Consider the following 13,497-nt stretch of genomic DNA (forward strand, 5'->3'; position numbering starts at 1 on the left):
TTTTTGCGAAATTACAATTTATAATGATTCATGAGCATCTTCTCATAAACTTTATCTGGTAAAACACGCTTAAGCACAATAGAAAACTTTTGAAGAAACTCACCTACTTTATAATGTGCTTTAGGTTTTTTTGTATTTATAATTTTGTAAACGGCTTTTGCCATAAGCAACGGATCTTTGCCTGAATCTACATGAGAATCCATTAACTTCAAGGTATTTCCATATGGTATTTTATATGGAGAATCGTCTAAAACTGGCGCATGATATCGTCCTGAAGCAATATTTGTAGCAAAATCTCCAGGTGCCACATTAGTCATATCTATGTTAAAGCCTTTAATTTCCATTCTAAAAGCCTCTGTCACTAGCTCCAAAGCTCCTTTACTAGCACTATAAATACCTCTATAAGGAAGCCCCATATAACCAGCAATAGATGTGACATTTATAATTAACCCACTATTTTGTTTACGCATTTGCGGCAATACTGCTTTTATAACATTTATTGGACCGAAAAAATTTGTTTCAAAATTTCGTTTTATTTCAGCATCTGGAATTTCTTCAATAGCTCCAGTAATACCTGCACCGGCATTATTAATAAGTATATCTAAATGACCTGCGGTATCTATAACTGTTTTCACAGCATTTTGTATTGACAAAAAATCAGCAACATCAAGTGCTACTAATTTGAATTTACTGTTTTTATATTTATCAGGATTTCTACTAGTTCCAAAAACCGTATAACCTTTTTCTGTTAAAAATTCACCTATAGATTTACCTATTCCTGAAGAACCGCCAGTTATCAATACAACTTTAGACATAAATATTTTGTTTGAGTTTCAAAAATACAATAATAAAGGAAAGTTTTGGGTACAAAAAAAGGCAAGCTACCTACATCACACCGCTACGACCGCGTACCTTTGCTGCGTTCCCGCCCTGGAGGATTCAGCAGGAGCTGGTTGTGTAGGACTTGCCGGCTGCAAAGATACAATCTTTTAAATTTATCACAATGATTTTTTAAACTGAATTTTAATAAATACCTTGCTTAAAAATTAAAAAGCGACAATGAAATCACTTAAGTATCTTACTATCATATTTTTAAACACTTTAATTATTTCTTGCGGAAGTAGTGCTTCACAGAAAAAAAATAGCTTATCCATAAAAACTAACGCAAATGGTAAGGCAATTTCTGTAAATAATACGTTAGAGCTAGACATTACAAATCCTAAAAACTATGAATTAGGAACTGCCAGCTACTCTATTGATGGAAAAAGTATATCAAATAAAGTAGACTTAAAAGATTTTAAACTAGGAGCGCATGCTGTAAGTGCTACACTTACTATTGATGGTGAAGAACAAACAATAGTAGATACAATTACTATTTTAAATAATACAACACCAAAAATATATTCTTACAAAATTATTAATGAGTACCCACATGATATCACATCTTACACACAAGGGTTAGAGTTTTACAATGGTGATTTATATGAAAGTACCGGGCAATACAATGAGTCTAAACTACGCAAGGTAGATTATAAAACAGGTGAAATTCTTAAAAACACAAATCTTCCAAACGAATATTTTGGCGAAGGCTTAACCATTTTAAATGACAAGGTGTATCAACTTACTTGGCGAAGCGGAACTGGCTTTGTTTATGATGTGAATACTTTTGAAAAAACTGGAAGTTTTAAATTTGGAGAAAGCAAAGAAGGTTGGGGAATCTGTAATGATAAAAAAACACTTTATAAGAGTGATGGTACTGAAAAAATTTGGACATTAAACCCAGAAACACTTGTAGAAGAAGATTATATTCAAGCATACCATAATAAAGGAAAAGTTGTTGAACTAAACGAGCTTGAATGGGTAAATGGCAAAATATACGCCAACCGTTACCAAAAAAATGGAGTTGCTATTATTAATCCTAAAAATGGCGCTGTTGAAGGCGTTATTGACTTTTCTCCTTTACATAAACTAGTTACGCAACACCCTAAACTAGATGTTCTAAACGGTATTGCTTACAATCCAGAAACAAACACTTTATTTGTTACAGGAAAACGTTGGGATAAATTATTTGAAGTAGAGATTATTACTAATTAATAATAAACAAGCTACTAGCTTAATGCAAATATTCGAGACCACAATTACTGTTACAAAACAAGATCTTGACGAGCTAAACCATGTAAACAACGTACGCTATGTACAATGGGTGGAAGACATTGCTAAAACACACTGGGAAACCCAAACACCTAGCAAAATTCTTGATGCCTATTTTTGGGTAATGATTAATCATTTTATAACGTATAAAAGCGAAGCTTTACTCAACGATATTGTTACACTAAAACGTATGTTACCAAATCCGAAGGCATCAGATCAACGCGTGTTGTTGAAATCATCAATCAAAAAAGTAATAAGCTTCTTGCTAAATCTGAAACAACATGGTGTTTTATGAACCGTAAAACAATGCGACCTACAAGAATAACCGAAGACGTTATAAATTTATTTAATTAATAATGAGTTGATATACTAAATCATCTCACTAAAAGTTATATTTTTAACCTTTGAAGATTATTTATTATTCTTATGAAAAAAGTCCTATACTTTATTTTTACTATCTGTTTTTTAACGCTTTGGAGCTCTTGTAGAAAAGACTTCGAATTCACACCAAGCACAGGTGGTTTGTTTTTTTCTAAAAACACCGTATATCTTGATACCGTATTTACCAATATAGGTTCAAGTACTTACACACTCAAAGTTTACAACACAAGTAATGAAGACATTAGTATTCCTTCTGTTAGACTCGCTTTAGGAGAAAATTCTGAATATCGCCTAAATGTAGATGGCATGGCTGGAAAAGAATTTCAAAACGTTGAACTTCTTGCAAAAGACAGCATGTTTGTTTTTATAGAAACCACAATAGACATTAACAATCTTCCTAGTAGTAATAATGAGTTTTTATACACAGACAAGATTGAATTTGGAATTGGACCTACAATGCAAACTGTAGATCTTGTTACACTAGTAAAAGATGCCGTATTTATATATCCTGACAAAGATAACACTACTGGAGTTGTAGAAACTTTAACGTTGAATATTGACGGCGAACAAGTAGAAACAGATATTGAAGGACGCTATTTATTACCTACAGAACAAACATTTACTAATGACAAACCTTATGTTATTTACGGATATGCTGCCGTTGGGAATGGTGAAACTTTAACTGTAAATCCAGGAGCTCGTGTTCACTTTCATGCTAATTCAGGATTATTAATTTCTGATGGAGGTTCTCTTAATATAAATGGTGAGTTAAGTAGTGATGAAGAACTATTAGAGAATGAAGTTATTTTTGAAGGAGATCGTTTAGAACCTAATTTCTCTGATATTCCTGGACAATGGGGAACTATTTGGTTATTTGATGGTAGTACAAACAATACTATAAACTATGCGACTATTAAAAATGCCTCTGTAGCTATTTTAAGTGATGGTAACGCGAATACTCCAACAGACAAATTAACCATTACAAATTCTCAAATATACAACTCAAGTAATTATGGTATTTTAGGAAGGTTTACATCAATAAGAGCAGAAAACCTTGTAATAAACAATTCTGGCTTATCATCTTTTGCAGCAACTCAAGGTGGTAAATATAATGTAACACACAGCACAATTGCTAACTACTGGAACAATAGCTTTAGACAATTCCCTGCCCTATTGATAAACAACTTTGTAGTTGACCAAAATAATGTAACAAACCTATTTGAGCTTACTGAAGCCAACTTTAACAACTGTATTATTTACGGAAATGATAACCCTGAATTTATTTTGGATGAAATTCCTGATGCTGCAGTAGCTTTTAACTTTAAGTTTACCAATTGTTTATTACGTTTTGAAGACTCAAACAATAATTTTAGTGATGCCAATTACAATTTTAATGATGTATTCCATTACGAAAACAATACATTTAATGATGATCCAGATTTTATGGATGCAAGAGAAAACAAAATGATTATTGGTGAAAACTCTGCTGCTATAGGAATTATAGGAAACAATCCTTTTTCAAACAATGTTCCCTTTGATATTCTTAACCAAAGCCGAACAGCCACTCCTGATATGGGAGCCTATCAGCACACATCATTTTAATAACAAAAAATAAAAAAAGCCTGCGTAGTTGCAGGCTTTTTTATTTCATACTTATATATTCATTTACACAGAAAACAAAGGCAAATCGCTCATCATAGCATTTACTTTTGCTGCAATTTCTTGAAGCTTATCTTCGTTTTGGTAATTTAAAACAACCTCATCAATTAATGATACAATAGCTTCCATATCATTCTCTTTTAAACCACGAGTTGTAATAGCTGGCGTTCCTATTCTTATTCCTGATGTTACAAAAGGCGATTTATCATCAAAAGGCACCATGTTTTTATTTACAGTAATATCAGCTTTTACCAGAGCTTCTTCAGCATCTTTACCACTAATGTTTTTATTTCTTAAGTCTATCAGCATCATATGGTTGTCTGTACCTCCAGAAATAATGTGATAACCACGTTTTACAAAAGCTTCAGCCATTGCTGCAGCATTCTTTTTTACTTGTAACATATAGTGCATAAACTCATCTGTTAATGCCTCACCAAAAGCAATCGCTTTAGCAGCAATAATATGCTCTAAAGGACCTCCTTGATTTCCAGGAAAAACAGCTGAATTTAATAATGTAGACATTTTCTTTAAATTTCCATTTTTCAACTTTAATCCAAACGGATTGTCAAAATCTTCTCCCATTAATATCAATCCACCACGAGGTCCACGTAAGGTTTTATGTGTTGTTGTAGTTACTATATGACAATGAGGTATTGGATCACTTAAAATACCCTTTGCTATAAGTCCTGCAGGATGCGAAATATCAGCCATTAAAATAGCACCAACGCTATCAGCAATTTCTCTAAATCGTTTAAAATCCATATCACGAGAATAAGCTGATGCTCCCGCAATAATTAACTGTGGTTTTTCAGCTTTAGCAATAGCCTCCATTTTATCGTAGTTAATGCGTCCAGACGCTTCATCAACACCGTAAAAAACAGGGTTATATAATTTACCTGAAAAATTTACTGGAGATCCATGTGTTAAATGCCCACCATGAGATAAATCAAATCCTAAAATTTTATCTCCTGGTTTCAAACACGCAGCAAAAACAGCCGTGTTTGCTTGACTACCTGAATGTGGTTGCACATTGGCATAAGCTGCTCCAAATAGTGCTTTTGCTCTATCTATTGCTATTTGTTCTACCTCATCTACCACTTCACAACCGCCATAATATCTTTTTCCTGGGTAACCTTCAGCATATTTATTGGTTAATACAGAACCTGCAGCTTCCATAACTTGGTCACTAACAAAATTTTCAGATGCAATAAGTTCTATACCATGTAATTGTCTTTCGTGTTCGGCTTGTATAAGCTCAAATATTTGTTCGTCGCGTTGCATGTTTGTTGTATTCGTTAAAAATTTCTCAAAAATAGTAAATAGATTAGTTTAACACATCAAAAAACATATATTTACCTAGAAGTTTTGAACCAATTTATTAACGGTTCGCGCCTGCAGACATTTTTATGCTTTTATGCACTTAAAATAAAAAAATTATGTAGGTTTGAATAGATATTTTATAAATATTAAAAACAATTTTTAGTTATGCCTATTTCAGCTAACAACCCAAATAGAAAGTCGTGGTTACACGTCGATAAAAATTCTGATTTTCCAATACAAAACATTCCTTTTGGTGTGTTTCTTACCAGAGATGATATTATCACCATAGGAACACGTATAGGAGATACCGCTATAGATTTAGGAGCGCTACATCAATTAGGCTATTTTGAAGGAATTCCGCTTACAGATGATATTTTTCTTCAAGATACACTTAACGATTTTATTGCCGATGGTAGAAAAACATGGCGTGCTGTAAGAAATCGTATTGCAGAAATTTTTGATGATGAAAACGACGCTCTTAAAAACAATAAAAAACATAAAGAAGTTGTTCTTTTTCGTTTAGACGAAATTGAAATGCAACTACCTGTTCAAATTGGTGATTATACAGATTTTTATTCAAGTATAGAACACGCTACCAATGTAGGAACTATGTTTAGAGATCCTGATAATGCATTAATGCCTAACTGGCTACATATTCCTGTAGGATATCACGGTAGAAGTTCTTCTATTATACCTTCTGGAATTCCTGTTCATAGACCGCAAGGACAAACTATTCCTGCAGGAAGTGACACACCAGTTTTTGGCCCTTCAAAATTAGTTGATTTTGAACTTGAAATGGCTTTCATAACAACTGATGCTAATGACTTGGGAGAACCAATTCCTGTTGATGAAGCTGAAGAATACATTTTCGGATTAGTATTGTTTAACGACTGGTCTGCTCGAGATATTCAAAAATGGGAATATGTGCCATTAGGACCTTTTTTAGCAAAAAACTTTGCATCTTCAATTTCTCCTTGGATAGTAACCCTAGATGCTCTTGAGCCGTATCGTGTAGAAAGCCCTAAACCGTTAAAACCTCAATTACCATATTTACAATATAAAGGAAAAAAGAGTTTTGACATCAATTTAGAAGTATCTATACAACCTAAAACAGCAAAAGAAACCATTGTTAGTAAATCTAACTTTAAATACATGTACTGGAATATGTCTCAACAACTAGCGCATCACACCATAAATGGATGCCCTGTAAATTCTGGAGACATGATGGGAAGCGGAACCATTTCGGGAAAAACACCTGATTCTTATGGTTCTATGCTAGAGCTAACTTGGCAAGGTAAAAACCCTATTAAATTAGAAGATGGTACTGAACGTAAATTCATCAATGATTACGATACCGTAATTATGCGTGGTCACTGTGAGAAAAACGGTACCAGAATAGGCTTTGGTGAAGTGTCTACACAGTTACTTCCGGTTTTTAACCCTAAAAAAGCAAAATAACCCAACACTCACAATATCAAACAAATAACCTCTAGTTCTTTAGAATTAGAGGTTTCTTTTTATTATTTGGCATCATAATTGGTTTTAAAGTATTATGTATCATTTTAAAACACACGATTATGAAAAGATTATTACTTCTATCAGTTCTTCTTTCGGTACTAGTATCTTGTGTTGGAAGAAAACAAATTGAACAGCAACTACACAGCGGCAATTACGACCTTGCTATTAGCAATGCGCTAAAAAAACTAGAAAACAACAAAGACAAAAAGCGTAAGCAAGACTATATTGTTATGCTACAAGACGCCTATTACAAAGTTGTTGACGAAAACTTAAGCACCATAAACCATTTACAAAAAGATGGTAACCCTGCTTTGTTTGAAACTATTTATGATACATATCTAGATATGGAATCTCGTCAAAATGCTATAAAAGCAGTAATGCCTTTGCAAATTGACGGCAAACCATTAACCTTAACATTTCATGATTTTAGTAATGAGATTGTCAATTACAGAGAAAAAGTGTCAGAATACAAATATGTAAATGCTAACACCTTATTAAACAGCAACAATAAGCTTGATAAACGTGTTGCATATACATTACTTGAAGATATTGAGCATATAAATCCAGATTATAAAGATGTCAGAAATCTTATGGATGTTGCTTACAAATTAGGGACCGATTATGTTCTTGTAACTATAGAAAACCAAACACGTCAAATAATTCCGAAACGTTTAGAAAACGATTTATTACAATTTGACACATATGGTTTAAATGATTTTTGGACAGAATATCACGCTCACAGCAACCCTGAAATACAGTATGATTATGCAATGCAACTACAGTTACAACAAATTGTAGTATCACCAGAACATTTAAATCAACGTCAGCTTTTGAGAGAGAAACAAATTGTAGATGGTGTAAAACCACAAAAAGACAGAAATGGTAACGTTGTAAAAGATAGTTTGGGTAACACAGTTACTGTACCAAATATTATCAATGTTAAAGCGCGTGTGTTTGAAATAAATCAATCTAAAAGTACGCGTGTTATTGGGCAAGTTATTTATAGTGATATGACAAACGGCCACGTGTTAGATAGTTTTGGTTTAGATAGTGCGTTTATTTTTGAAAACCATTATGCAACTTACAGAGGCGACATTAGAGCATTAAACAAAAAAGATGTAAAATTACTTAACAACCGCCGCGTGGCATTTCCTACCAACGAACAAATGGTATATGATACTGGCGAAGATTTAAAACTTAAATTAAAACGTATCATTAACAATTACAGTTTAAGAGGATAATAAAAAAAACACCCAATAAGGGTGTTTTTTTATGTGTTTTGGTTGACGGTTACGTATATGAAAAGTAGCAGAATATGTGTGCTACTATTTTCAGTTAAAACAAATATAGCAGAAAAGAAGTAAACTAAAAGTTTAGCCCTTAACTGCCATTTTTTATATACAGTGTTGTGGTTCGTTTTTATTGTTTAACCATAATAACATTTGTTGGAAGGCTAAATTCCCCATTGGTTTGATTGTCCAATCTAATTCCTGGTACATCTTTCAACTCCAATACTGCTGTGTTCGCATTTAGTAAGGTAAATGTACCTCCTTTATAATCATTGCTCACTACATCATTTATAACAACACTGTAGATAGTTGGACTTTTATATACCAAATACAGTTTTGAATCCACAAAAGTTCCAATTGAGGTTGTCTGGGAAATAACTACATTATTTTCTATATAAGTATATTTTCCATAAATTGCATCACGATAAATATTGGGAGATATTGGGTCGCTATACATTTCAAATTCCTGTAGGGTTATCTCAAAGGAATTTGCGCCATCTTCCCATCTCCAAACACCTACAAAAGCATCATTATGATTGTTGATATCCTTCATATAATAATTACTTCTATTGGTCCTGACTTCTGGAGGCGTTGATACATCATATATGGTCTGTGCCTTACAGCTTATAGAGGCTATAAATATCATTGGAATTAAAATTATGTTTTTCATTTTTTGTGTTTTTAATTACAGTTCATCAGCAAAATGTTCCATATACTCAATGAATTCAAATTTTCAATTGAGTCGTAAAAGTCTTTTAATTCATCTGGAATTTCATTCATAGGTTTTGGTCAAACTCGCAACTAATATTTTAGATTCGGATTACTCTAACAATCCACATTGAGTGTTAAACGAAGTTAGCCTTTAAAAATCAAAAAATCTATATGTAACGTTACGTAGTTTTAAGACAGAGTACTCAAATCTAAATCATTAATAGCGCCATGAGATGCATGGGCAACTACTACCCCATTTTTAATAACCAATAGCTGTGGTGACTCATGCATAACCTGAAACGTATATCCTACTTCATTAGAAACCTCTCGGTAGTTTAATAAATCTAAATAATATAAGTCTACTTCAGTTTCGGTTAGTTCATAATCACTCACAAACTGTCGCATAACCATTCGGCTAATGCCACATCGTGTAGAGTGCTTAAAAATAAGCTGTGGCTTGCTATGTGAGTTTTTGGTAATTTCTGCTAATTGCGTCACTTGGTTAAGCGTTATCCAAGGCAGTATCTTTTCTTCTTTAGGTTCTGACGAACCAAATATGTTTTTTAAAAATCCCATACTAAAACAGTCGTAAATAAAATTAAAACTTTCAAGTACAGTAAAAATAAGTTTTATAAAATAAAAAACCTCGAATGTAATAAAATATCGAGGTTTTTTAAAACATTAATCAACAATGTTTAGTGTTTAATAATTTTTTTATAAAAGTTGTGATCTATACTTCTTAAAAAATAAAATCCAGACGGCAAGCCATTAAAATCAACCGTTGTATTTTTATCTACTTTTACAGTCTTTACAAGTTGTCCTTGTAGATTATACAGATGTAATTTTAAAGATGTTTTTGATGTAATAGTTAAATAGTCTTCAACAGGATTTGGATATATCTTAAGTGTATCTATAGCTATTGTTTCTATTCCCAACGTTGAACAACTATCACTATAAGCAGCTGTAGCATCCTTTTGCCAACTACTATCGGTTGGTGGTGTAAATCCATTATCTATTTGAATACAAGTTAAATTTGGATTGTTGTTTGCCTGAAACAAATTAAAATTAGTGTTATTGGCATTGGCTACATTTAACTCGTGTAAATTGTTGTTGTAACAGCTTAAAGTGTACAAGTCACTATTAAGCGACACATCTAAAACCAATAAGTCGTTATCTGTACAATATAAACGCTCTAAATATTGGTTTTGATCTACATCCAAAACCGTAAGCAGATTATTACTACAATCTAAATATGTAAGTTGGGTATTATTGCTTACATCTAAAGCTTGTAATTGGTTTTGAAAGCAGTACAAGGTTTCCAAGTTTGCATTTTGAGAAACATCTAAAGCTGTGAGCTGATTGGCAGCACAGTTCAATTCTTCTAACGCTGAAAAATCCTGAATACCGGTTAGGTCGCTAATGTTTTTGGCATAGACATTTAGGTTGGTAACTGTGCTAATATTGCTTGTCAATACTTGTCCGTCTATTACGGTATCGTAACCCAAGTCTATAAGTGCTTGCTCAAAATTGGCATCAGGAATTGCGGTATATGAAGGATTACAGTCTTCAGAAAAAACGGTTATTCCATTTATACCATAACTTAAATTTGCATTAGCATAAGTGACATCATCAACTTCTACACAACTTAAATTAGGATTGTCTTTTGCATCAAAATTGAAAAAGTTGGTATTGTTTCCATTTTTAATATTAAGTGACATAAGTTGATTGTTACTACATTTAATAGTTTCTAATAATGGGTTTTGACTCACATCGAGATTTGTTATTTCATTATTAATACAGTACAAACCCTCTAGGCTTGTGTTTTGACTAACGTCTAATGTTGTGAGTTGATTACCTTCACAAAAAAGCGACCTAAGATTATTGTTTTGATTCACATTCAAAGAGGTTAATAAATTACCCTGACAATTTAGAGAGGTTAAATTGCTATTTTGTGATACATCCAAAGTAGTAAGATTGTTATATGAACAAGATAAACTCTCCAACATTTCAAAATCCTGAATTCCTGTTAAATCTGAAATGGAGGCATAGTTAACAGTCAAAAATATTTGAGTTTCAATACTTGCTGTTAAAACCTGCCCATCAATAGCAGTATCATAGCCTAAATCTATCAGGGCTTGTTCAAAGTTGGAGTCTGGAATAGCTGTATAATAATCAGAACACGCTTCAGAAAACGATGTCGTGGCATCAATGTTAGTCCAATTTGTTGTAGCATAATTGGCATCATCTACATTGATGCAACTTAAATCGGGATTGTTTGATGTATTGAAATATGTAATTTGATTATTGTTGCCATTTTTCACATCCAATGCTTTCAATTGGTTATTGTCGCAACGCAACCAACTCAAGCTAGAAGTCTGACTTAAGTCTAAAGCAGTAAGTTCGTTATCATAACAATTTAGTGCTTGTAATGTGGTATTGTTAAATAAACTGATTATCTCTATCTGGTTATTGAAACAATGTACTTCTTCAAGAATATTGTTCAATCCAAGATCAAGAGTATGTAGTTGATTTCCATAGCAGGATAATGTCTTTAAATTAGAATTGTCTTGAATGTATAAATTTACTAAATCATTATTATAGCACGATAGTATTTCTAAATTAGGATTGTATTGTACGTCTAAAGCCAACAGGGAATTGTTTTCACAAGCCAAGGTTTCTAAAGCTGTAAAATCTTCTATACCGCTTAAGGATGCAATGTTTTTAGAGCTTACATTGAGTGATGTTATATTATTAATGTTATGTGTTAACACGTAATTATCCAACACATCGTCGTATCCTAAATCTATAAGTGCTTGCTCAAAGTTATCATCTGGAATGTAAGAGTAATATCCTAAACAATAATCAGAAAAGTATTCTGTGGCATCAATATTGGTCCAATTGGTTGTAGAGTAAGTCGCATTATCTACTTGAATGCACGATAAGTTTGGTGAATTTGTGGCATCAAAATGCGTTATTAAATAGTTGGTACCGTTTTTTACGTTCAAGGTTGTTAAAAAATCGCTCCCATTACAATCCAAATGTGTTAAATTAATGTTTTGGCTTACATCCAAAACTTCTAATGAACTCCAATATATTACGAGGTACTCAAGATTGGGGTTATTGCTCACATCCAAGCTGGTAAATGGGTTGTTGGCACAACGCAAGTCGACCAAGCTAATGTTTTGGCTTACATCTAAAGCAGTTAGGTCATTTCCCGTTACCCACAAACGCTCCAATGCTGTATTCTGTGAAATGTTTATTGAGGTAAGTTCATTCGAAACGCATCGCAATTCGGTCAAATTGATGTTTTGACTTAAATTTAAGCTGGTCAATAAATTATTGGTAACACTTAAAAACTCAAGCGCTGTAAAATCTTCTATCCCTGCTAAATTGGTTATGCTCTCACTTTCAATATCGAGATGTGTTACAGTATTAATATTATTGGTCAGAACTTGACCATCTAAAACGGTGTCGTAGCCCAAGTCTATAAGCGCTTGCTCAAAATTAGCATCGGGAATGTTCGTGATTTGCGCAGAAGCATAAATCCCAATCATACAAGCAATCGTTGCCAGTATGCTTTTATTTGACAAATAATGTATTATTGTTTTCATTGTAAGCTGTTTTTAATGTTGTGTATGGAGGTGATTAGCCTTCGGTTTTATCTAAAACAATTGTTGATGTAGTCCCGTTAGCCGTAATTTGAAGTATCAGTTCATTTTCAGTAAGTGAGATAATGGTAAATGTACTTGCTGTACTACCGCTAAAAGTGAAATCTATCTCGGTATCACTTAATACTTCATACATCCCTGAACCTGTGCCACCTGATTGAACAACACAGTTATCATTGCTATCTAAATCGTGTATTTCCTGAATAAAAGTGTTTTCAGAAAAAAAGCGTATAAAGCTCTTTTTATAACAGGCATTATGTGCAGGAGATTCAAAATACCATTTCCCGTCACCAGCAGTTAGTTTTTCCTTGGTAGTTTGTTCGCGCACGTAGTTTCCTGGGGTTTTGTCAAACACAAGCATACCTCGATCTGGGTTTTGAATTATTAGCTCATTTTCCGTAAGTGATACAATGCTAAATAAAATAGGATTACCATCCCCATAATCAAATCTTATTTGGTCGTCGTCAATTAATTCGTAATTAGCTGCTCCCTGCCCTTGCAAAACACATTCATTATTAGTATCAACCCCATATGTTTCTTGATTAAATGCAGTATTATTTAAAAACTTTATGTTACTATTTTTATAGCATTCATCGTATTCACCTCCAGGTTCAGATTCGAAATACCACTTGCCATCACCAGCAGTTAGTTTTTCCATAGTGGTTGGCTCCGGAAGTTGGTGTGAACCATCATCATCTTTACTGCAATTAAATAGAGTTGCAGTTAAGGTTAGTAGTATGATTAAGCCAATTATTTTGTTTATTGCCATCTTGTTAAGTGTGTGTTTTGTTGTTTCCATT

At 33.0% G+C, this 13,497-nt stretch carries 11 protein-coding genes, 1 other RNA gene and 1 pseudogene; 6 read left to right on the forward strand and 7 right to left on the reverse strand.

The annotated features are described in order from the left end of the window. Window positions 1-11 precede the first annotated feature (11 nt). Window positions 12-815, reverse strand: a complete 804-nt coding sequence (locus ACN5J3_RS11630; RefSeq protein WP_418511857.1) for an SDR family oxidoreductase — start codon at window positions 813-815, stop codon at window positions 12-14. A 56-nt stretch (window positions 816-871) separates the two neighbouring features. Beyond that, window positions 872-970, reverse strand: an RNA gene (ffs, locus tag ACN5J3_RS11635) — signal recognition particle sRNA small type. Between the two features lie 89 nt (window positions 971-1,059). Here ffs and ACN5J3_RS11640 point away from each other — a divergent pair. The 4 genes and pseudogenes from ACN5J3_RS11640 (at window position 1,060) to ACN5J3_RS11655 (ending at window position 4,134) form a co-directional block, all read left to right on the forward strand. Beyond that, complete coding sequence (locus ACN5J3_RS11640) at window positions 1,060-2,094, forward strand: glutaminyl-peptide cyclotransferase (protein ID WP_418511858.1); 1,035 nt, start codon at window positions 1,060-1,062, stop codon at window positions 2,092-2,094. 22 nt (window positions 2,095-2,116) lie between these two features. Then, window positions 2,117-2,191: pseudogene (locus ACN5J3_RS11645) on the forward strand (acyl-CoA thioesterase); the annotation flags it as partial. 197 nt (window positions 2,192-2,388) lie between these two features. Beyond that, the gene (locus ACN5J3_RS11650; RefSeq protein WP_418511895.1) at window positions 2,389-2,505 is read left to right on the forward strand and encodes a hypothetical protein; all 117 of its coding nucleotides are present in this window, start codon (window positions 2,389-2,391) and stop codon (window positions 2,503-2,505) included. Between the two features lie 72 nt (window positions 2,506-2,577). Continuing rightward, window positions 2,578-4,134, forward strand: a complete 1,557-nt coding sequence (locus ACN5J3_RS11655; RefSeq protein WP_418511859.1) for a hypothetical protein — start codon at window positions 2,578-2,580, stop codon at window positions 4,132-4,134. Window positions 4,135-4,197: 63 nt separating this feature from the next. On the opposite strand, the gene glyA is transcribed toward ACN5J3_RS11655, so the two are convergent. Further along, entirely contained in the window at window positions 4,198-5,472 is a 1,275-nt protein-coding gene (gene glyA / locus ACN5J3_RS11660) for a serine hydroxymethyltransferase (protein WP_417291415.1), read from the reverse strand. Between the two features lie 204 nt (window positions 5,473-5,676). Here glyA and fahA point away from each other — a divergent pair, with 204 nt between their 5' ends. After that, window positions 5,677-6,969: a fumarylacetoacetase gene (fahA, locus tag ACN5J3_RS11665; protein WP_344730833.1), complete on the forward strand. Its 1,293-nt coding sequence runs from the start codon at window positions 5,677-5,679 to the stop codon at window positions 6,967-6,969. Window positions 6,970-7,088: 119 nt separating this feature from the next. Continuing rightward, on the forward strand, window positions 7,089-8,270 hold the full coding sequence (locus ACN5J3_RS11670) for a hypothetical protein (RefSeq protein WP_418511860.1): 1,182 nt from the start codon (window positions 7,089-7,091) through the stop codon (window positions 8,268-8,270). A 178-nt stretch (window positions 8,271-8,448) separates the two neighbouring features. Here the strand turns inward: ACN5J3_RS11670 and ACN5J3_RS11675 are convergent, their stop codons facing one another. The 4 genes from ACN5J3_RS11675 to ACN5J3_RS11690 form a co-directional block, all read right to left on the reverse strand. Continuing rightward, window positions 8,449-8,988: a DUF6705 family protein gene (locus ACN5J3_RS11675; protein WP_417197817.1), complete on the reverse strand. Its 540-nt coding sequence runs from the start codon at window positions 8,986-8,988 to the stop codon at window positions 8,449-8,451. Window positions 8,989-9,218: 230 nt separating this feature from the next. Next, window positions 9,219-9,605: a bacillithiol system redox-active protein YtxJ gene (gene ytxJ / locus ACN5J3_RS11680; RefSeq protein WP_417197819.1), complete on the reverse strand. Its 387-nt coding sequence runs from the start codon at window positions 9,603-9,605 to the stop codon at window positions 9,219-9,221. Window positions 9,606-9,724: 119 nt separating this feature from the next. Then, window positions 9,725-12,640, reverse strand: a complete 2,916-nt coding sequence (locus ACN5J3_RS11685; protein ID WP_417197821.1) for a T9SS type A sorting domain-containing protein — start codon at window positions 12,638-12,640, stop codon at window positions 9,725-9,727. A 34-nt stretch (window positions 12,641-12,674) separates the two neighbouring features. Continuing rightward, window positions 12,675-13,496, reverse strand: coding sequence for a lipocalin family protein (locus tag ACN5J3_RS11690; RefSeq protein WP_417197823.1), 822 nt, complete (start codon window positions 13,494-13,496; stop codon window positions 12,675-12,677). Between the last annotated feature and the right edge of the window lies 1 nt (window position 13,497).

This window comes from Corallibacter sp., assembly GCF_048381695.1.
GTDB classification, from domain to species: domain Bacteria; phylum Bacteroidota; class Bacteroidia; order Flavobacteriales; family Flavobacteriaceae; genus Corallibacter; species Corallibacter vietnamensis.